The sequence below is a fragment of the Hymenobacter nivis genome, assembly GCF_003149515.1.
In the GTDB taxonomy this organism is placed as follows: domain Bacteria; phylum Bacteroidota; class Bacteroidia; order Cytophagales; family Hymenobacteraceae; genus Hymenobacter; species Hymenobacter nivis.
This window is the reverse complement of sequence record NZ_CP029145.1, coordinates 75116-95466: the sequence shown is the minus strand read 5'-3', so window position 1 is coordinate 95466 and position 20351 is coordinate 75116. Positions and strand designations below refer to the sequence as shown.

General features: G+C 64.5%; 19 protein-coding genes and 1 tRNA gene. 11 read left to right on the top strand and 9 right to left on the bottom strand.

Annotation, left to right across the window (positions count from 1 at the left end; translation table 11 throughout):
• Positions 1-16 precede the first annotated feature (16 nt).
• From DDQ68_RS23320 to DDQ68_RS00480, 5 genes are all read left to right on the top strand, one after another.
• Positions 17-1402, top strand: a complete 1386-nt coding sequence (locus DDQ68_RS23320; RefSeq protein ID WP_109651871.1) for a DUF389 domain-containing protein — start codon at positions 17-19, stop codon at positions 1400-1402.
• Positions 1403-1801: 399 nt separating this feature from the next.
• A complete protein-coding gene (locus DDQ68_RS00495; RefSeq protein WP_162549674.1) occupies positions 1802-2134 on the top strand; it encodes a hypothetical protein in 333 nt (110 codons plus the stop codon).
• A gap of 106 nt (positions 2135-2240) precedes the next feature.
• A complete protein-coding gene (locus DDQ68_RS22300) occupies positions 2241-2963 on the top strand; it encodes an endonuclease/exonuclease/phosphatase family protein (RefSeq protein WP_162549673.1) in 723 nt (240 codons plus the stop codon).
• Positions 2908-3240, top strand: coding sequence for an endonuclease/exonuclease/phosphatase family protein (locus DDQ68_RS25070; RefSeq protein WP_109651862.1), 333 nt, complete (start codon positions 2908-2910; stop codon positions 3238-3240). The genes DDQ68_RS22300 and DDQ68_RS25070 overlap by 56 nt, the downstream gene beginning before the upstream one ends.
• 45 nt (positions 3241-3285) lie before the next feature.
• A complete protein-coding gene (locus DDQ68_RS00480) occupies positions 3286-3567 on the top strand; it encodes a hypothetical protein (protein WP_109651858.1) in 282 nt (93 codons plus the stop codon).
• 527 nt (positions 3568-4094) lie between these two features.
• Here the strand turns inward: DDQ68_RS00480 and DDQ68_RS00475 are convergent.
• The 3 genes from DDQ68_RS00475 to DDQ68_RS24365 are packed head-to-tail and all read right to left on the bottom strand — an operon-like array spanning position 4095 to position 6799.
• A complete protein-coding gene (locus DDQ68_RS00475) occupies positions 4095-5450 on the bottom strand; it encodes a DUF2254 domain-containing protein (protein ID WP_109651855.1) in 1356 nt (451 codons plus the stop codon).
• 27 nt (positions 5451-5477) lie between these two features.
• Entirely contained in the window at positions 5478-6008 is a 531-nt protein-coding gene (locus DDQ68_RS22295) for a mechanosensitive ion channel family protein (protein WP_342767456.1), read from the bottom strand.
• A complete protein-coding gene (locus tag DDQ68_RS24365; protein ID WP_342767422.1) occupies positions 5978-6799 on the bottom strand; it encodes a hypothetical protein in 822 nt (273 codons plus the stop codon). The genes DDQ68_RS22295 and DDQ68_RS24365 overlap by 31 nt, the downstream gene beginning before the upstream one ends.
• A gap of 551 nt (positions 6800-7350) precedes the next feature.
• Here DDQ68_RS24365 and DDQ68_RS00465 point away from each other — a divergent pair.
• Complete coding sequence (locus DDQ68_RS00465) at positions 7351-7971, top strand: hypothetical protein (protein WP_109651849.1); 621 nt, start codon at positions 7351-7353, stop codon at positions 7969-7971.
• A 167-nt stretch (positions 7972-8138) separates the two neighbouring features.
• Here DDQ68_RS00465 and DDQ68_RS00460 read toward each other — a convergent pair.
• Positions 8139-8212: transfer RNA gene (locus DDQ68_RS00460), tRNA-Ile, on the bottom strand.
• A gap of 124 nt (positions 8213-8336) precedes the next feature.
• Between DDQ68_RS00460 and DDQ68_RS00455 the strand changes: the two genes are divergently transcribed.
• The 4 genes from DDQ68_RS00455 to DDQ68_RS00440 all read left to right on the top strand — a co-directional run bounded on the left by DDQ68_RS00455 (position 8337) and on the right by DDQ68_RS00440 (position 11467).
• Positions 8337-8993: an HAD family hydrolase gene (locus DDQ68_RS00455; protein WP_109651847.1), complete on the top strand. Its 657-nt coding sequence runs from the start codon at positions 8337-8339 to the stop codon at positions 8991-8993.
• Positions 8986-10236, top strand: a complete 1251-nt coding sequence (locus DDQ68_RS00450; RefSeq protein ID WP_245897215.1) for a site-2 protease family protein — start codon at positions 8986-8988, stop codon at positions 10234-10236. Before DDQ68_RS00455 ends, DDQ68_RS00450 begins: the two co-directional genes overlap by 8 nt.
• 155 nt (positions 10237-10391) lie before the next feature.
• Entirely contained in the window at positions 10392-11030 is a 639-nt protein-coding gene (locus tag DDQ68_RS00445) for a hypothetical protein (protein WP_109651844.1), read from the top strand.
• Positions 11031-11116: 86 nt separating this feature from the next.
• The gene (locus DDQ68_RS00440; protein WP_109651841.1) at positions 11117-11467 is read left to right on the top strand and encodes a hypothetical protein; all 351 of its coding nucleotides are present in this window, start codon (positions 11117-11119) and stop codon (positions 11465-11467) included.
• A gap of 101 nt (positions 11468-11568) precedes the next feature.
• On the opposite strand, the gene DDQ68_RS00435 is transcribed toward DDQ68_RS00440, so the two are convergent.
• From DDQ68_RS00435 to DDQ68_RS00415, 5 genes are all read right to left on the bottom strand, one after another.
• The gene (locus DDQ68_RS00435) at positions 11569-13482 is read right to left on the bottom strand and encodes a T9SS type A sorting domain-containing protein (protein WP_162549670.1); all 1914 of its coding nucleotides are present in this window, start codon (positions 13480-13482) and stop codon (positions 11569-11571) included.
• A gap of 289 nt (positions 13483-13771) precedes the next feature.
• A complete protein-coding gene (locus DDQ68_RS00430; protein ID WP_109651835.1) occupies positions 13772-14536 on the bottom strand; it encodes a PASTA domain-containing protein in 765 nt (254 codons plus the stop codon).
• Between the two features lie 133 nt (positions 14537-14669).
• Positions 14670-17408, bottom strand: coding sequence for a D-alanine--D-alanine ligase family protein (locus DDQ68_RS00425; RefSeq protein WP_109651832.1), 2739 nt, complete (start codon positions 17406-17408; stop codon positions 14670-14672).
• 269 nt (positions 17409-17677) lie between these two features.
• Positions 17678-18382, bottom strand: coding sequence for a copper homeostasis protein CutC (locus DDQ68_RS00420; RefSeq protein ID WP_109651829.1), 705 nt, complete (start codon positions 18380-18382; stop codon positions 17678-17680).
• A complete protein-coding gene (locus DDQ68_RS00415) occupies positions 18379-19395 on the bottom strand; it encodes a glycosylasparaginase (protein WP_109651826.1) in 1017 nt (338 codons plus the stop codon). Before DDQ68_RS00415 ends, DDQ68_RS00420 begins: the two co-directional genes overlap by 4 nt.
• 67 nt (positions 19396-19462) lie before the next feature.
• Between DDQ68_RS00415 and DDQ68_RS00410 the strand changes: the two genes are divergently transcribed.
• Complete coding sequence (locus DDQ68_RS00410; RefSeq protein ID WP_109651823.1) at positions 19463-20323, top strand: N-acetylglucosamine kinase; 861 nt, start codon at positions 19463-19465, stop codon at positions 20321-20323.
• The last annotated feature ends 28 nt before the right edge of the window (positions 20324-20351 follow it).

Genomic DNA, 20351 nt, shown 5'->3' with positions numbered 1-20351 from the left:
TACTATTCGCCACCTTATGCTGGCTTCCCTCTGGCGCTTCCTGCGCACCCGCTTCCTGCTCACCGACGATATGGCCGACCCGGCCGAAATCCAGGCCGATGTGGAGGCGGGCATTCCGTTTCAGGGCACCAACCTGTGGGTTTTAATTTTTGCCATTCTGGTGGCCTCGGTGGGGCTAAACGTCAACTCCACGGCCGTCATTATCGGGGCCATGCTTATTTCGCCGCTTATGGGGCCCATCGTGGGCATCGGCTACGGGGCGGCCACGATGGAGCTGGACCTCATGCGGCGCGGGGCCAAAAGCCTGCTCACCGCTACGCTGCTCAGCCTGGCCGTGTCGGCGCTCTACTTCCGCCTCACGCCCCTCACCGATGCCGGCTCCGAGCTGCTGGGCCGCACCCAGCCTACCACCTGGGACGTGCTCATTGCTTTGTTTGGCGGAGCGGCCGGGGCCGTGGGCCTCACTCGCCGCGAGCACAGCAACGTGATTCCCGGCGTGGCCATCGCCACGGCCCTCATGCCGCCGCTGTGCACGGCCGGCTACGGGCTGGCCACCGCGCACTGGGCCTATTTTGGCGGGGCCCTGTACTTGTTTTCGATCAACTGCGTATTTATCAGCCTCTCTACGTTCCTGGTCATTCAGATTCTGCCGCTGCCGCACCACGAGTTTAAGACGGCCGGCGGGGCCCGGCACGTGCGCAACATCATCTGGGGGCTGGCCCTGCTCACGGCAGCGCCCAGCGTGTACCTGGCCGTCGGCATCGTGCGTAACGGCACCTTCACCCACAACGCCCAGCGCTTTGTGGAAGAGCAGCTGAATCTGCCCGGCACCTACGTCGTTACCAGCCGCATTGGGGCCACGGCGCACACCGTCAACGTACTGCTGGCCGGCCAGCAGCTCACCCCAGCCCAACTACGGGCGGCCCGCGCCCAACTGCCAAAATATCGCCTTGATAATGCCCAGCTCACCGTGCGCCAAGGCTTGGCCCACGTTGATTCGGCCGATGCCCAAGCCCTGCGGGCCAGTGTGCTCGAAGACGTGCGCAACCGCAACGAGCAAACCCTGGTGAGCTACGAGGGCCGCTTGGTGCAGCTTCAGCAGCAGCTGGCCCGCGCCGATAGCTTGGCCGTGCCCAGCCTGCCCTCGGCGGCTGCTCTGCTGCGCGAGGTGCAGGCCGAGCACCCCGCCGTGCACCAGCTGGGCCTGAGCCGCCTCGTGCGGCCCGCCGCCGACTCGCTGCAGGCCGATACCACGGTGGTGGTGTCCCTGCGCGTGCGGCGGGCGCTGCCCACCGCCGAGCAGCAGCGCCTGGCCGCCTGGCTGCGCCTGCGGGGCGGGGGCCGCCAGCCGGTACAGCTGCTCATCGCTACTGATGCCCCGGCCCGGCCCGCTAAACGCTAGACCATTGCCCACGGTAGCTGCGCAAGCTTATTAATTTTTGGCGGTAGTTTAAAACGGGGTGGTCCGGCGAATTACCCGAAGGGCTTCGTCGGGCCACTCTTGCTAAAAAACAGCGGCTCCGGGTCATTGTAAGGGTGATCCGACCAGAGAAAGAATCGCCGGACCACCCCGTTTTAGACCACCACCTGATTTTTAACGGAACTTGCACAAAACGTTGCCTTTCAGCCCCCGTTTGTTTGCCCTGACGATAATCGGTCCGCCGGCTGAAAGAGCCGGCGGACCAGCAGCAACCAAGCTGTACACTGACCTGAAAAATGGACTATTTAACAACCATAAGATGCATTTATCGTTGAGTTTCTTACCTAGCAGTCGACTTATTTTTCGCTAACACCCCAACTTATGAATACTTTTCTCTCCTTTGCCTGCTGCGCTATGTTTGGACTGACGCTGAGCAGCTGCTCGCTGGGCCATTCGGTCAGCAACGACCTAAAGTCTAGTAACCCCGCCGTGGCCCTTCAGGCCCAAAAAGTGGTTGAACTCCAGCAGCAGGTAGATGCGCAGAAGCGAGCGTACGCCGACCGGAAAAACGTGGTGAAAGACCGGGAGCGGGCCGTAGATAACCAAAAAGAACAGGCCGATATCGAGAAGAAAAAGCTCGAAGGCCTGAAGCAGCAGCTCGACGGCGCCAAGCAAAACCTGAAGGGAGTGAAAACCCAGGCCAAAACGCAGTAGCAGCCGGGGCCCCACTTGGTTTTTAATCAAAGCACAGCGCAGCCCTGGTTCGGCCCCTCCGCAGCTCTGACAATTACTGCCGGGCTAATTATTTTCCACGTTGCCAATGAGGCATTTCCTGACCGGGCTACACTACCTACTGGCTATCCTAAGCGCGTTGGCGCTGCTGCTGACGCTGGTTTCGGTGGTGCCGTCCAACAAATGGTGGGTGCAGGTGCTGGTGTTTCCCCGGCTCCAGGTGCTGGTGGTGCTGGTGGTGCTGGCGTTGGGGCTGCTGGGGTGGCTGGGCTTGGGCTGGCCGGCGCGCCGGGGGTTGCTCGCCGGCCCGGGCATCGGCCTGGGCGTACAGGCTTTTTTCCTGTGGCCCTACCTACCCTTCGCTCCCAGAGCCGTACCCGATGCTTACCCCGGCGCGACCGCGCGGCTGCGCATCCTGGTGACTAACGTGCTGATGACCAACCGCCAGGATGCCCGCCTGCGGCAACTGGCAACCGAGGTTCGGCCCGATGTGCTGCTGGCCCTGGAGCACGATGCTTGGTGGGCGCAGGCCCTGCGGCCGTTGCAGCCCGGCTACCCCTACCGCGTCGAGCTACCCCGCGCCGGTGCCCGCGGCATAATCCTCTACTCGCACTTGCCGCTGGCCCACACGCAGGTGCAGAACCTGCTTCAGCACGGCGTGCCATCCGCACGCGGCTGCGGCTGCCCGATGGCCGGCAGGTTACGTTTTTCGGCGTTCACCCCACGCCGCCCGTCCCGATACCTACCCCGATGGCATGGGCCTGCACGGCGCGGCATTACAGAAAGTGACCGACGTGGCGCGGGAAAGTGAGCGGCCCGCCATCGTGGCCGGCGACTTCAACGACGTAAGCTGGTCGGGCACCATGCACCAGCTCACCCGCGCCGGCGAGCTGCACAACGTGAGCCTTGGGCGCGGCCTTTTCAACACCTTTAATGCCCGCTCGCGCCTGGCCCGCCGGCCGCTCGACCACTTTTTTGTCAGCACGCCGTTTCAGGTAGTAGCGCTGAAACGCAGGCCCGCCGTTGGCGCCGACCATTTCCCGCTGTACATTGAGCTGGCGCTGCCCGATGAGCCAACCAGCCCTTGACAAACAGCTGCTTATCCTGTTTCATTTTCCTAATTCACCAAAACGATGCCTACTTTTCCTTTCGCTGCCGCCTTGCTGCTGGCCAGCACCCTGGCCTTCACCAGTTGCCAATCGGGTACCGAGGCACCGGTGGCCGCCGACCTTAACTCGGCCAATCCGACCGTGGCCGAGCAAGCCCGCAAGGTGCAGGAGCTTTCCACCCAGGTAGAGCGCCAAAAGGCCGTTATCGAAACCGAAAAAACCAAGCTCACGGCCCTGCAACAGCAGCTCGACGGGTCGCGGCAGAACCTGGACGGCATCAAGAAAGAAGTGCAGGCTAATCCGTAGGGCCCCCGCAACATCCGACGCTGCTTGAGCCGGTTAGCCGGATGGTTGCGGTCGAGCACGAGGCCCAGCGACAGGTTCTGACTGCACTGGAAGCCCTAGGCCCGGGGCTAGGCGCTGGTTGAAGCGCTTGCTGGGGTGAAACTCGGCCACGGACGAGCTGGTGAGGTAGCCAGGAGCCAGAAAACCAGAGATGCGCTTGGCGGTGCCATCGTCGGCGTAGTCATAGCCGGGCGCAAACTGCGAGAGCAGGTTCAGGACCGTGCGCTACCTAGCGTCCTGCACGGCGCTGACCCACCGCCCGAAACAACTTTTCACAGCAGTGCTTAAGTTAGCGCATGCCTTCGGCATTAATTAAAAATCTCACTATCAGATTTATCATTTTGATTCTTGAAGGCTTTTAGTGGAGCAGCTACTTAGCGGATAGGCGGCGAATCATAACCTACTTAATTTCAGTAATTTGTGCCACAGCAAATACTTAAATTGCCTCAGCTCCACTAAAAGTCCCCAAGAACCATCATTTTTAATTTTTAATTCTGTGCGTGAATACGGACACCGCTCTGAAGGGCCAGCAACTCAACTTGCAGCTCCCGGTACCGCGCGTGCACCTGGTCGAGGTCGTAGGGAGTGGTTAGGTTGGCTTCGGCGGCGGCCAGCGCCAGGTCGGCCTGCTGGCGCAGGGCTGTGCGGCCGGCCCCGGCGGGGCACTGGGCCGCTACCGTGCCCAGGGCCCCCAGCAAGCGCAGATAAATAGCCAGGGCCGTCTTTGCGTTGGCGCGAATCTGGTCGAAGGCCGTGGCCAGGTAGCTGGCAAAATCCGGGTCGGTGGTGAGCACGCGCACCTGGCCATCTTCGGCGCGCACGGAGCTAGCCAGGTACCGGCCGGCCAGCACGCGCAGCAAGGAGCCAAGGCGGTCGACGCACATCACGGCGGTGGTGGTGTCGTTGATGCCGGGCGAAAGGGCCTTCAGGGCAATGTCCACCAGCTGGCGCAGCCCGAAGCCTACATCCTGGTCGAGAGTGCGCTGGTCGCCCATGCGGTAGCAATCGGCCAAAGACTTGGTTAGTTGGTCAGTAGCAGGCAAGGATTGGCCCTCGGGGGTGGCTACTGAAGCCAGCGCGCTACCCGCCACCACGAAGCTACCAATGGCATGCTCTATCCGCACCACTACGCCCGCCCGATGCGCAAAGGCCAACAGCTCATCGTAGTCGATGCCCTGTACATAGCCCGTGGTGGGAGCCGGCAGCGGCTGCCAGTGCAAGTCTGGGCCGGCGGCCAGGCCGGCATGTTCGGTGGGCGTGGCGGCATCGCCCAGGCGCTTGGGAAATACTTTGTCGAGCAGCTCCTCGGTTTCGGCCGCTACCCTGGCCACGATGTTGGCCGCCTGAATGGACGAGGCGATGTGGTGAATGAAAAAAATCAGCATCCCGATGCTCACCAGGGCCAGCAGCAGCCCGAAGGCCACCGCCAGCGATGGCACGAAGCTGCCTTCGTCGCTGCCCCGAATGGTGCGCAGCACCACCAGGCAATACACGAAAATGCTCACGAAAAAGCCCATTACCACCTGATTAGTGCGGTCGCGCATGAAATTACGCAGCAGGCGCGAGGTATACTGGCTGGCCACCTGTGCCAGCGTGGCCAGCGTGAGCGAGAAAATCAGGCCTGCCACCGTAATCATGGAACTGGCAATGGCCGAAAGCATGCCCCGCGCGCCCGCCGCACCGGCACCAAACAGCAGCGGGTAGCGCCTCGTCCAGCCGCCCCCTACGTAGAGGTCGAGGTGTACCAGCCCGTAGGCGGCACCCAAAGCGGCCAGCACCATCAGCGTGGGCACAAACCACAAGCTGGAATCAAGATTCAGCCAAACGGCTTTAAATCGGTTCATATCATCGGCTGTACTCAGTAGCCGGGCTTACGGTTGTGGTACGGGAGCAGCGAGCGGCGCGGGCGAAATGGTGCTGCCGGCTCCAGCCCTGGTGCGGGTAGCGCAGCAGCGCGGCGACATAATCTTGATCCCGACGCGGGCAAACTCGTCCTGGATGTGCTGGTACAGTAGCGAATACAGCCCGGCCTGGCGGTGCGGCAGGCGGGTGTAGGCGTTGAGCTGGTAGGCCACGTAAAAGTCGTCGAGGCTGGTTTGCAGCACGAAGGGTACGGGCGTGGCCTCCACGTCTTCGGTGGCGCGGGCGGCGGCCAGCAGATGCGCGTGCACCTGCGGCCAGGGCACGTTGTAGCCAATGGTGATGGTGGTGTGCAGAATCAGCCCGTCGTGGCTGGCGGCGGCTGTGTAGTTGACGGTATGGCCCGAGAGGATGTTGGAATTGGGAATGGTCACGTCCTCGTTCTTGATGGTGCGCAGGCGCGTCACCAGCAGAGTTTTTTCGAGCACGTCGCCCGTCACGGCCCCTATTTTCACCCGGTCGCCCACCCGGCAGGGCCGCATGTAGGTGATGACGATGCCGGCGATGACGTTGCCGATGGCCGAGGTCGAGCCAAAGGAAATGATGAAGCCCAGCAGCACCGACACGCCCTGAAACACCGGCGAATCGGAGCCCAGCAAGTAGGGGAAGATGACGATGAACACGTACACGTACAGCGCAAACCGCAGCAGGTTGAACGTCGGCAGCGCCCAGTCGGGTCGGGGTAAAAGCCCTCCACGACCAGCTTGCCCGCCGCCACCTCGCCCGCCAGAAAGCGTAAAAAGCACACGGCGTAGGTGGTAAAGAAGTAGATAACGAGGATGGTGAGCAGGTTGGGCACGTAGTGCACCACGCCCAGCACTACGCCCTGCACGGGCCCCAGCACGTAGCCCAGCAGCTTCCGCGAGATACCCTCCGTCCAGGGAAACAGGCCGAACAGCAGCGGCAGGGCCAGGTACAGCGTGAGGACCACCAGCGCCAGGCGCAGCAGCTTGAGGACCGTGCGCAGCACTTCCAGCTGCCGCTCCTGGGTCAGCAACTCGTAGCCGTTGATGCGCCAGGACCGTAGCGGGCTGCCATGCCAACGCAGAATCCGCTGGTTGATGATCCGAAAAAAGCGGTTCAGCCCGTAAACCAGGGCCCCCAGCATCACCAGTGTGAGCGCGGCCAAGCCGCCGCGCTTCAGCAGCTCGGGCAGGCTGTTGGCCTGCCGGGCCGCTACCAGGTGGGTGCGCAAAATAGCCCGGTACTGCTGGGCCTCGGCCGACCAGGGCTGGCCCAGCGCCCGCGCCTGCCGGCGCACTTGTGCCCGCAAAGCGCGCACCTCGGCCGCCTCGTGCGGGTCAGCAGGTAAGGGCTGTTGGGCCGCTTTCTGCCACTGATAAGTAGTTTGGCGTTGCTATTTAGGGCCCGAGCAGCGGTCAGCGTCGAGCGGCTTTCGCTGGCCAGCCGCAGGGCTTCGGCCCGGAACGCCGCGTCATAGCGCGGCCGTTTGGAGGAGGCTTTTTCCATGGAATTGGGAAATTAGCACCCAATTCTCTCCTGATTCACCCGACCACCTCAACTTTACCAACCTCAATAACGAGTCTGATGCCGACATTAGATACTATGGCGTTATCATTCCTAAAGAGTTATTAGAAAAGCTGAACCCAGGTATTTCAGTGGGTGAAGGTGGCTCTTTGGGCAGTCTGCTATATGACTACTATTTGCAGAGCTGCTGAAGATCGGCTACTGTATCTTCAACCCCGTAAAATATGCCCGTAAAGCACATTATACGGGGTTTTTGGCTGCAATAATGCCCGGTTTATGTCGTAACTTCCCTAAGGATTTCGACTACCTGAGCAAGCCCTGTAGATTATGCCTAGAATGCCCAACTTCCCCACCACGGCCGACGAATGCAAAAGCCTCTCGATAGCCTTTCTGCGCGAGTCGGGACTGCTACGGCCCGGTTTCCACGTCACTACTTTACGGTTCAGTTGCAACGGCCAGCCCACGGGTAGCGTCGGACTGGAGGTGAACCTGGTGGCAGATACCACGCCCTACGTGCGCCTACACTACACCCACGACAAAACTACCGACTACGATTATCGGATACCGCTGGAGGCGCTGCCCAGCAACCTACCCGGCCACGGCCACCGCACCGGCCGCTACCGGATGCGCTGCCCTGTATCGGGCAAGGCCGCCACCGTTCTCTACCTACACGGGGGCACCGGCTACTTTGCCCACCGCCTGGCCTACCCCGGCCAGCAGCTCCACTATGATTCGCAACTGACCCCGCACCGGCTACGCCACCTCATTAGGCCCTTCGCCTTAGACCGCAAAGTAGAAGATGCTTACATGAGCCAAGGCAAATACCGCAAAACCCACTACCGGGGCAAGCCTACCCGCTGGTATGCCCAGCGGCAAGCCCTTGAAGCCAGATCTAACCGAGCCGCCTGCATGGGGGCACTAGCGGTTGCTGGTGGGCAATTTGACCCGATGGCCTGAGCCAACCGAAAAAAATTGTCCCGCGAGCGCAAAAAAGATTTTTCCGATAGAAGGGAAAAATGAGCAGTTCAGAAATTTTGTCCCGCAGGCCGTCCCGCAGGCCGTCCCGCAGTCAAGCAAAACGCCTTACAAATATCTGAATTTCAGACACTTGCAAGGCGTTCAGGTGGGCCCACTTGGAATCGAACCAAGGACCTGCTGATTATGAGTCAGCTGCTCTAACCGATTGAGCTATAGGCCCGGTGCCGCCGCCTAAGCCGCCGCAGGGGCAAAGTTACGGCAGGCGCGGCGGTTTTGGGCAATGGGGCCCCGGGCAGGTTGGGCCAGGGGCCCCGACCTTTACCGGCCCAGCCCCATTTACAGCCATGCTTCCCCATTTACTTTTCGACTTCGGCGGCGTTCTCATCGACATTGATTACGACCGCACCCCCGCCGCCTTCCGCCGCCTGAGCCGGGCGGGCAGCACCGTGGAATACAGCCAGGCCACGCAGGCCGAACTGTTCGACCAGCTCGAAACCGGCCAGCTTACCCCGGCCGCGTTCCGCGACGGGCTGCGCGCGGCCTACGACCTGGAGGCCACCGACGAGGAAATTGACCAGGCGTGGCACGCACTGCTGCTCGACGTGCCCGCCGAGCGCCTGGCCCTAGTGGCCGAGCTGCGCCGCCAGGGCCACCAAACGGCGCTGCTCTCCAACACCAACGCGCTGCACATTGCCGAAATTAACCGGCGGCTGGCGGCGCAGTACGGCTTCAAAAACGGCATTGCCGACTGCCTCGACCACGTGTTTTACTCGCAGGAAGTGGGGATGCGCAAGCCGGGCGAGGCATTTTTCCAGCACGCGCTGCGCGAAATGAACTGGCGGGCCGAAGACGTGTTATTCATCGAAGACAGCCCCCAGCACGTGGCCACCGCTCGCCGCCTGGGGCTGCGGGTGCTGCACCTGGCCCCGCCGCTCACCCTCACCACCGCCCTGCCCGAAGCCCTCCGTGCCTTTCCCCGAGAATACGCCCCCCTTGCCTGAGTTTGACCCCGCACCGGGGCCGGGCCCCGGGGCCCCCTTGCCCCTGCCCGAACTGCTAACCTCGCCGCCGGAAGATGCCGATGGGGGCCCCGGCTGGGGCTTTCGGCGCTACGAGCGGCTGCCCGCGCCACCGGCCCGGGTGTACGCCCGCCACCTGGGGCTGTTTTTGCTGACGCTGTTGACGACCACGCTGGCGGGTGTGCAGCTCACGCGGGGCGACGTGGGCCTGCCACCGCTGGACGTGTGGGGCCTGCCGCCGCTGCCGGGGCCCGGCGAGTGGGCGCGCGGGCTGTGGTTTGCGCTGCCATTTTTGGGCGTGCTCACGGTGCACGAGTTTGGGCACTACTTCGTGGCGCGGCGCAACCGGATAGCCACGTCGCTGCCGTACTTCATTCCGTTTCCGCTGGGATTAGGCACCTTCGGGGCCGTCATTCGCATCCAGGACCGGATTTTTTCGCGGCGCGAATTCTTCGATATTGGGCTGGCGGGGCCCCTGGCGGGTTTTTTAGTGGCGGTGCCGCTGCTGATTTACGGCTTCACGCACCTGCCCCCGCTGGATTACCTGTTCCAGATTCATCCCGAATACGCCCGGTACGGGGCCGACTACGCCCAGTACGTGTACCCGCCGGGGGCCCCGGGCGGCATCAGCCTGGCCCGGCCGCTGCTCTACCGCCTGCTCGAAGCGGGCTTCGCCGACCCCGCCCGCCTGCCCCACCCCAACGAGCTGCTGCACTACCCGGTACTGCTGGCCGGGGCCCTGGCCCTGTTCTTCACGGCCCTGAACCTGCTGCCAATGGGCCAGCTCGACGGCGGCCACATCCTGTACGGCCTACTGGGGGCCCGGCGCTTCAACCGGCTGGCGCGGGTGCTTTTTATTGGCTTCATTTTTTACGCTGGGCTGGGCCTGTTTTCGCCGCGTTCGGCCCCCGATACGTGGCTGTACTGGGGCCCCGCCTACGCGCTGTACCTGGGGCTGGTGTGCTGGCGGGCGCTGCCCACGCCGCGCCAGGGCCTGCTGCTGGCGGCCGGCATTTGGGCGGCGCAGCTAGCGGTGGCGGCGGCCGTGCCGGGGGTGCTGGGCAATCCCGGCTGGCTGGTGTTTGGGCTGCTGCTGGGCCGCCTCACGGGCATTTACCACCCGCCCGCGCCCGACGACCGCGCCCTGAGCCGCGGCCGCCAATGGCTGGGCTGGGCAATGGTGGTTATTTTTGTGCTTTGCTTCACGCCTTCTCCGTTCAAGTAGGTTTTTAGTTGTCAGTTGCTGGTTGTCAGTTATTCATTGTCAGGTATTAATCGATTCCCTGACGATGAACGACCAGTAACGAGCAGCTAGCGTCAGAATATTTGCGGCATTTCGCCTCTGACAACTGACAACAAACAACGGACAACTAAAACCCTATGCATTTTCAGCAACGCCAGCTTACCCGCGCCACACTGCTGGCCCTGCGTGAGCACGGCCTCTACGTGTGCCAGCGCGACGGCCGTGGCCATATTGCCCTGGAGCTGGAAATGCCCTACGAGGAAATCCTGCCCGTGCGCGCCGAGCGCCGCCGCCAGGTGCCGCAGCGCCAGCTGATGGGGCTGCTGTTTGGGGCCCTGTGGCTGGCCACGTCGCTGGTGCCCCGCGAGGTGAGCGGGGCCGCGTGGCTGGCCGAGTCCTGGGGCTGGGTAGTTGCGGGCGGGGTAGGCCTGGTGGCAGTTTTCTACTACGGGCTGCACAATTGGTGGAGCCAGCGGGTGTTGCACACGGCCCGCGCCCAGGTGGTGCTGCCCGACACGCCCGCCGAACGGGCCGCATTCCAGGACTTTACCACCGCCCTCGACCGCCGCGCCAAAACCTACCTGCGCCGCGAATACGGCACCGTGAACCCCCTGGGCAACATCGAGCCCCAACTGCGCCGCGTAGCCTGGCTGCGCGAACTGGACGTGTTCAGCCCCGCCGAGGCCCGGGCCCTTACCACGCGCCTCACCGGCCAAGTGCCCAACGCGCCCCTCACCAGCCTGGGCCAGGACCTGGACATGCCATTCGTGAACTAGGCCCCCCGGGCGGGCGCGGGCAAAGCGCAGCCATAACGCCGGGGCCCCGAGCCGCGTACGATGGGGCGCACCTTTCCTTGCCCGTCATGTCCATCACCCTCAACCACGCCGCCGTCACGTTCGCCAAAAAGCTCATCAAGGACGGCAAAATTAAGAATGACGAAGGCCACTGGGGCCAGCACAACCCCGACCCGGCCCACGAAAACGCGTTCCTCCAAAAGCACGAAATGGCCGAGTACGCCAACTGGCACCTGGGCCTCGACGCCAGCCACCAGGAATCGGCCAAAGGGCGCTATAAATTTCCCTACGGCGACTTCCAAACCGTGCACCGCGACGGCCTCATCGCCGCCAAGGAGCGCGCTGCCCAGCAAAGCTACTACGACATCGAGCAGGCCGCCGATGAGCTTTTGAGCCTACTGGAGAAATCCGCCAAATAGTGATTTTAGGCCCTGTAATGTAAAACGGAGGGGCACTCCGTTTTACATTACAGGGCCGCCCCGCTGGGGCTGGAAGCGCGGAAGTCGTATTGCATATCTCCTTACTCGGTCACCACCAAGCGGCGCGTCACGGTGCTGCCGTTGGCTAGGTGCAGGCGCACCAGGTACACGCCCGCGGCCAGGCGGCCGGGCATGAGCTGGGGCCGGCCGGCCTCGGCGGCGGGCTGCTCCCAGATGGTGCGGCCCAGAGCGTCGAGCAGGCTGGCGCGGGCGAAGGCGGGGCCCGCCACCGCGAGGGTACCACCCGCCGGCAACGGGTTGGGGTAGAGCGAGAACGCAGCGGGGGGCCCGGCAGCCGCGGGCGGCGTGGTGGCGGTAATCACCGTCTGGTTATTCGTGAGCAGCGGGCGCAGCATGGGGGCCCCGGCAGGCAAGGTTGAGAACGGTAGCCACGTGCCTTGGTTGGTGCGCCAGAGGGTGTTGGCGGGGGGCGGGTTGTTCAGGTCGATGCCGTAGGGCAGGAACTGGCCGCGCGCGGTTTGGCCGTAGCCCACGTACACGCGGCCGCTCACGGGCACGGAGGTGCCAAAAAACACGTCCACAAACGGTTGGGCGGCGGCCGATGGGTTGGTGAGCGGGTTGCGCAGCGTGGCGGTTTGCGTCATCAGGGGCGTGGCGGCGGGCTGGCCGTTGGCATCGGCCCAGACACCGATGGTTACGCTGCGGTTGGCCCCGTTATCGCCCTGGGCGTTGTTGAGGAATACCGGGTACAGGCGCACGCCCTTCACCTGGTCGGGCTGGTTGAGATCGAGGGCATAGGCCAAGTACTGGATGGGGCCCGTGGACGTAGCCGGCAGCGCCAGTACCGCCTCGGCCGAGCCGTCGTCGAAAGCGTAGTAATCGTTGAGAAACACGTCGCGGCTGAGCGTGTCATTGGGTAAGGTGCGGTCGCCGGCGGCCACGCGGGTGTTCAGGGCCAGGGTGTAGCGCAGCTGCTTGGCGGCGCTGGTGGTGGGCAGGGGCGCCGTGCGGGCGCTGCCGCCGATGACGGTTTGGCGCGGCTGCGTCGGGATGCTGCGGCTATCCGTGAGCCATGTGCCCTGGAAGCCGCCGGCCACGTCCTGCACTGTACCCATCCAGCTGATGGGCGTGGGGATGGGCCCCGGGTTGAGGTTGGTGATTTCGGCGTTGAGCACGGGGCTCAACTCGTCGGCGGGTGCGGCGGCGTTGTATTGCCACCAGGGCAGGGCCGTGTAGCGGCGCAGCGGGTTGCCCAGGCCCTGGGCGGTAGCCAGGTCGGCGTAGGTGGTGTCGGCGGCCGTGCGGTTGGGCCCCAGCACGAGGTAGTCCAGGCTCCAGGCATCGGTGCTAACCGACACGTTGCCAGTAGCCTGAAATTGAAATTGAAAGCCGGCATGGAAAAAGCGCGCGTCGGCCACGGCCACCGCTTTTTGCCGAAAGCCGCTCACCGCCGCCCCGCTGGCCAGCTGCTTCCACTGCGACACCCAACGCCCGTCGCGGTCCAGGAAAAACAGCTCCAGCGCCACCGGCGTGCTGCCGCTGCTACGCTCCGAGGGACCCACTATGCTTCCCTCCTGCCAGGCAAAGGTGAGGTATACCCCGTTGCCGGGGCCGTAGCCGCTCAGGTCGATGGGCTGCGAAGTGAGCGAGTCGATGGCCCCAAAATTCGGCGTGTTGCCGTAGCCCTGGCCGTTGGCCTTGAGCCCGTCGAGCGTGGCCACGCCCCGCGTAAGCGGATGCACCGGCAGGCGGTTATTCACCAGGGCCCCGCCGCCGGGCAGCCAGTTTTGCACCCGCGGGTTGCCCTCGCGCGGCGTCGTAAAATCATCAAAAAACGGCAGCGTGAGGGCCGCGCCGCGCCGCGCCACCACGGGGCCCCGGGCGGGGGCCGAGCGGCTAGGGTCGGCGGGCAGGGGCTGCACGGGCAGCCCGTTTTGGGCCCGGGCGGCCAGCGCCAGCAGCAGCATCGGCAACAAGCGAAGCAGTCGAATCATAGTTAATTAAAAACTAAAGATAAAGAATTAAAAATGCCGTTTAATTGGCATCCATCCGCCTCATTTTTAATCCTTTATTTTTAATTTTTAATTTCCTTCGAGCGGCAACGCCAAGCTCAGCGCTTTAGTGCCTGCCGAGGTGGGCGGAGCTAATTCGGAGCCCCGGGCTGCCGGCTCTTCGCTGGCTGCCCGGTAATTGCTGGGGGCCCCGGGGGTTTCCCAAACGATTCAACGATTCAACGATTAGCGGGCAGCCAGCGAAGAGCCAGCAGCCCGCCCCAACTAGCGGCTACTTGGCAATCCACAAGTCTACGAGCTGGCCCATGCGGATGGTGGCGTCGGGGCCGGGCACGGGGCGCTGGCGCACCACAGTGCCAGCGGTTTGGCCTTCTTCGGCGGCTACTTCAAACACCTCGCCTTTTTGCAGGCCCTGGCCCACGAGCAGCGTCACGGCCTCGTCCTGGGGCATGTTCACCAGATTCGGCACCGGGAATTCCTGGTTGCCCAGGCCGTCGCCCACCTCCAGGTCGATGCGCGTGCCCTTGGCCACGGGGGCCCCGGGCGCAATTTCCTTACCGCCCACAAACTGCCGCAGCACGGCGTTCTGGGCCAGGTTGGGCACCAGCTTAATCTGGCCCACCACCAGGTCGTAGCTCTGCAAGATGAGCTGGGCGTTCTTCACCGAGCCGTCCACTAGCTTAGGCATTTTGATGACCGGCGGGCGCTTCATGGCCACTTGCAGGTAGATTTTACGGCCCTCCTTCACCTTTTCGCCCGGCGCGGGGTCCTGCGTCAGCACCGTAAACGGCCGGATGTCAGGGCTATAGCTGGAGTCGTCCACGAAGTACGCCAGGTTGCGCTCGTCGAGGTACTTGGTGAGGTCGGCCACGTTCATGCCCGTCACTTTAGGCACCGTGATGGTTTCGCCATGGTGGGTGGTCACGGGCAGGTACACGTAGAAAAAGCCCAGCACGAGCAGCGCCGCCGCGCCCAGCACCAGGGCCAAGTGCTTGGCCACGTCGAGCGCGGTGTTAGCTTTGAAAAAACTGGCCATTAGGTAGATAAAGCTTGGATGTTGGTATGCAAAATAACAGAACGTCATGCTCATCTAACGTCCGCTTGTCGAAGCATCTCTACCGCTTACTAATCAATGAGATTACTGCTGCGGTAGAGATGCTTCGACAGGCTCAGCATGACGGCCTTACTTCCATCTTTTCCCGCCCGGCCCGCGCCTTGCCAAACTCCAAAATCCGGTCCACGAACTGGTAGGGCGTGTAGCCGGCCAGGGCCGTTTGGTGGAAGATACAGGTGGCGGGCGTCATGCCGGGCAGCGAGTTGACTTCGATGATGATAACCTCCACGGCGCCGCCCGGCCGCACCCGCACAAAGGCGTCGATGCGGGCGTAGCCCTGGATGTCGAGCACCTCGGCCACGCGGCGCAGCACGGCCTTCACCTCGTTGCTCACGCGCTGGCGCTCGCCGGGCTCAGCGGCGTAGCGGGCGGGCGTAATGTTCTGGCCCTCACCGGCCAGGAACTTCTCCTCCAGGCTTAGCACCTCGCCGTTAGCCAGGGCCTCGCTGGCCTCGAACACCTCGATGTCAAGCTGCCCGTCCTCGTCGTAGCTCGTGAGCAGGCCGCCGGTCACTTCCAGGAAGTGCGCGGCTCCGTCGCGGCTAATCAGCGTCTCCACCAAAAAGGCGTCTTTCTGCGGAAACTCCTCCTTGAAGCCCAAGTGCAATACCGCGGCGGGGCCCGCCGGCAGGTCTTCCTGGTCGCGGAACATCAACTCCGAGAAGGCCGCCAGCTCAGCGCGGTTCTTAATCTTTTTCACCGCCGACGAGCAGCCATCATCGGCCGGCTTGGCGATGAACGGGTACGGAAACTGCGTTTCCAGGCTGCAGTAGAAGCTTTCGGGGTCGGCGGCCCACTCTAGGCGCGGGGCCATGCGGTGGTCGGCCACCAGCAGGCCGGCGGCGCGCAGGCGGCGGTTGGTTTCGAACTTGTTGATGGTGACGGCGCTGCTGGCCACGCCCGAGCCATTGTAGGGCAGGCCGAATTTCTCCAATTCCTGTTGCAGGGCCCCGTCCTCGCCCGGGCGGCCGTGCAGGGCGATGAACACCTCGTCGGCCAGCCCGGCCAGCTCCTCGAACGAGATGCGGCGCGGTTGGGCCAGCCCCTGCCCGGCGTAGGTGCGGGTGAGGGCCCCCGCCTCGGCCTGGATTTTGGCCAGGATGGGATGGGGCCCCTCGCCGGCCTCGGCGTGCTCAATCTTCTCGCGGATATCGTCGGCGTTGTCCTTCAGCATCACGTTGATGGGCAATACATAGAGGCGGTGCTCCGCGGCCGAGCCGGTGAGGAACACCGGCACCGGCGCGTACTTGGCCGACGAGCTGAGCTTCTCGAAAATATTGCGCCCGCTTTCCACCGAAATATGGCGCTCCGAAGAGTACCCGCCCATGACGACGGCCACCCGGATGCGCCCGTCCGCACCGGCCTGCTGCCGCTCGGCCACCGCCGCGTCGAGCGTCGCCAACAGGGCCCCCAGCTTGAACGGCTGCATGCCACCGGCCCGCCGCGCCGCCAGCGACGTGCGGATGAGGTAGGTAAGGAACTGACTGGGGTTCAGGCCAATCTCGGCCGCCTGGTGGAAGAAGAACGAGGCCGGCAGCATGCCGCTCGTCGTGTTCGGGTCGTTGAGAAAGATGGTGCCGTCGGCCTGAATAAAGCCGTCGAGCCGCGCATATACCTGGAAGCCAAACGTGCAGAACATAGCCTGACACTGCTGGCGGATGCGCTCAATTTCAGCCTCGGGCAAGTCGATGGGTGTGATTTTGCGGGCCAGGCCGGGCAGGTATTTCGAGCGGTAGTCGAACACCTCGGCGCCCTTCACAATCTCGGTGGGCGGCAGGGCCAGCGGCTCGCCTTTTTCGTCTTCGATAACGATGCAACTGAACTCGCGGCCCGCCACGAAGGCTTCGACCAGTACCTGGGTTTCGCCGTGGGTGCTGGCCAGGCGCACGGCGTCGGCCGTTTCAAACCAGGCAGTTAGGGTCCCCAGCAACGCTTCGGGGTGGTAGATGGGCGCGGGTGCGGCGGCGGCCAGGGCCCCGGCGGCGGCTTCGAGCACCACGGGCAGGCCAATGCCCTCGCGGATATCAATTAAGTGCTGCACCCAGGTGCGCTGGCCTTCTTCGCTCAGGCCCTGCCACTCGGCGCGGGTCAGTTTTTTACGGAACAAGCTACGCTCCACGGCCGCCTCGAACGCGGCCAGGTTGCTTTCCTTCAGCATACTGATGCCGATGCTGCTGCCCTGGTGCGGCGCTTTGAATACCAGCGGCAGGCCCAGGGCCCCCACGGTATCGGCCAGCACCGCGGCGGGGTCGGCAGCGTCCCAGGCGGCGGCGGTGAGGACGCGGAAGGCCGGCGTGGGCAAGCCCGCGGCTTGCAGCAGCCGCTTCTGCGCCACCTTATCGATACCGAACGCGGAGGGCAAAATGCCCGAGCCCGAATACGGCAGACACAGCCATTCCAGCAGGCCCTGGATGGCGCCGTCCTCGCCGCCCGGCCCGTGCAGGGCCAGGAAGGCAAAGTCCATCAGCAGCGGCAGTTCCTCGGGCAGCACCTGGCGGCCCACGCGGCTCAGGTGGTTATCGAGCTGGGGCCCCGCGGGCAAGCCCAGGCTCTCCACGTATACCGACCACGGGTGGGCCGTGGGCGGCAGCGCGGCCATCGGCGGGTAAAAATCGCGGATGGTACCCTTGTATAAGTATTGCCAGTCAAGCAGCAGGAAGCGCCCCAGACTGTCCACAAAAATGGGTACCGGCTGAAATAGTGCTTTGTCTAAATTATCAAAAACGGTGCGGCCCCCGGCAAACGAAATTTCCCGCTCGCGCGAAGTGCCTCCGAAAAAAATGCCAATTCTCATAGTAGCGCAAAGGTAAGGCGAGAGTGTTGGGGCCCCACCCGTAGCGTGGACGCTGCGAGTCCGCGCGGTTGAACGGTCGCCGAACGGTCTGTAGCGCGGACTTTGTAGTCCGCAGCTTTGAACGGTCGCTGAACGGTTTCTGTAGCGCAAACCTCCCACTCCACTACCTTGAACGGTCGCCACACGATTACCGGCAGGACGAAGCAGGACGCAGCGAGAGCCGCGGACTACAACCGAAGGTCAGCGTAATTAAAGTCCGCGCTACAGCGCTACAGCAGCGCCACCAGCTCGGCCACCAAAGCGGCGTCCGTTTCGAACTGCGGCGTGGCAAATAGGCCCGCGCCGGCCTCGGGCGGCAGCCGGCGCTTGGCACTGGCGTGAAACTCGGGGGCCCCGGTGCGAGCGGTAAGCGCTTGGATATTAGCCGCCGTGATACCGGCGCCCGGCATGATGCGCACGCGGCCCGCGGCCTGCGCCACCAGTGCGGCCAGCTGGGCTTGGCCGGCCTCGGCGGTGGCTTGGCCGCCCGAAGTGAGCACGCGCTGGCAGCCCAGGGCGACGACGGCCTCCAGGGCCCCCGGCTGATCGGGGCAGGCGTCGAAAGCACGGTGGAAGGTGATGCACAACGGGCCGGCGGCGGCGATGAGGGCCCGGCAGGCGGCCATATCCACGCGGCCGGCGGCGTCGAGGGCCCCCAGCACCACGCCCGCGCAGCCCAGGGCGCGGCACGTTTCAATGTCGGTTTGCATGATGGCCAGCTCGTCGGCGCTGTACACGAAGCCGCCCGCCCGCGGCCGGATCAGCACGAACACCGGGATAGAAAGCCGCGCCCGCACCGCCTTTATCAGGCCATAAGACGGCGTGGTGCCGCCCTGCTCCAGGTTTTGGCACAGCTCGATGCGGTGGGCCCCGCCGGCCTGCGCGGCCAGCGCCGAGGGCAGCGACGCGGCGCAGATTTCCAGCGTCCGGCTCACTTCAGGAAATATTCACTGTTGATGAGGCGCGGCGTGTCCGAGGTACTCAGCGAGTAGCTGAAGCCTTTTTGCAGGGCGTAGGCTCCTATTTGGCCCTGGCGGTTCACGGCGATGAACGCTACCTGGATGTCGCGCGCCTGGGGCCCCTTGATTTTGGCGATGCGCGCAATGGCCTCCTGGCAAGCGGCTTGCGGCGAGCGGCCCTGGCGCATCAGCTCCACCACGGTGTGCGAGCCGGCCATGCGAATCACGTCCTCGCCCTGGCCGGTGGCAGCCGCGGCGCCCACCTCGGGGTCCACAAACAAGCCAGCGCCGATGATGGGCGAGTCGCCCAGCCGGCCGCGCATCTTAAAACCCATGCCGCTGGTAGTGCAGCTGCCGCTGAGGCGGCCCTGCGCATCCAGCGCCAGCATGGCGATGGTGTCGTGGTTGTTGGCCCCGCCGGCGGGCCCTGTGGGCCGCGTGCCCGAGTTCTCCACGTTGATAACGGGCCGGTACTGACTGGTTTTCAGCCATTCGCGGTAGTTTTTCTCGGCGTCGGGGCTCAGCTTTTGCGCTTCGAGCGGGAAGCCCTGGGCCACGGCAAACTGCTGGGCGCCAGCGCCCACCAGCATCACGTGCGGCGTGCGCTCCATCACGCGGCGCGCCACGCTGATGGGGTGCTTGATGCGCTCCAGGGCCCCCACGCTGCCGCAGCCGTACTTATCATCCATGATGCAGGCGTCGAGCGTCACGATGCCGTCGCGGTCGGGGTTGGCGCCCAGGCCCACGCAGCAGCTCTGCTCGGCCTCGGTCACCATCACGCCGGCCTCCACGGCGTCGAGGGCGTAGCCGCCGGGGCCCAGAATTTTCCAGGCGCCGCGGTTGGCGTTCAGGCCGGCGTCCCAGGTGGAGATGACGAGGGGCTTGCCCACCGCGGGGGGCCCCGGCAGGGCCGCGGCGGCGAGCGGCGCGGCGGCCAGCCCGGCCAGGCCAGCGACGGAAGAATGCAGAAATTTCCGGCGAGAAGACATAAAGCAGGGCCAATAAGTGACGGCGCAAGATACGGGCAGCCACCAACTCGCGTGTACTTTCGCGCCGATGCTACTCCTCGCCGACGGCGGTTCGACCAAATGCAGCTGGTGCCTGCTCGACGACGCCCCCTCCGCCCCGCCCACCCACTTCACCACCGAAGGTTACAACCCCTATTTCTGGGATTCGGCCGCCATTACCGCGTCACTGGCCCGGGGGCTACCTCCCGGCCTGGCCCCCAGGCAGGTGCGCGCCGTGCATTATTACGGGGCTGGTGTGCTCTCGCCGGCCAAGGCCGAAGTAGTAGCCGGGGCCCTGCGCCAGGTGTTCCCTAGGGCCCGGGTGCACGTGGCCGAAGACCTGCTGGCGGCGGCGCGTGCCCTGCTGGGCCGCGCGCCGGGCTTCGCTGCCATCCTGGGCACGGGCACCAACTCGTGCCTGTTCGACGGCGAAAAAATCACCCACTGCGTCGAGTCGCTGGGCTACTCGCTCGGCGACGAGGGCGCGGGCACGTACCTGGGCCGGCTGCTGCTGCGCGACTACCTGCGCGGCCGGGTGCCGGCGGGCCTGGCGGCGGCCATGCAGGCCAACCATGGCCTGGGCGACCTCAGCGAGGTGCTTGACCGGCTCTACAGCCAGCCGCTGCCCAACCGCTTCCTGGCCAGCTTTGCCCGGCTGGCGCGCGAGCACTACCACGAGCCCTACTGCCAAGCCGCGGTGGCGCAGACGTTCGAGGCATTTTTCCAGCAAATCGTGACGCATTACCCCGATTACCAGCGCTATTCCTTCAACTGCGTGGGCTCGGTGGGCTACCACTTCCGCGACGCGCTGGCCGCCGCCGCCACCCGCCACGGCATGGCAGTGGGCCACATCTTGCAGGGCCCCATCGACGCGCTGGTGGCCTACCACCGGGCCGCGGCCGCGCAGTAGGGCCCTGGCGTCACAAAAGGCGGCGCGA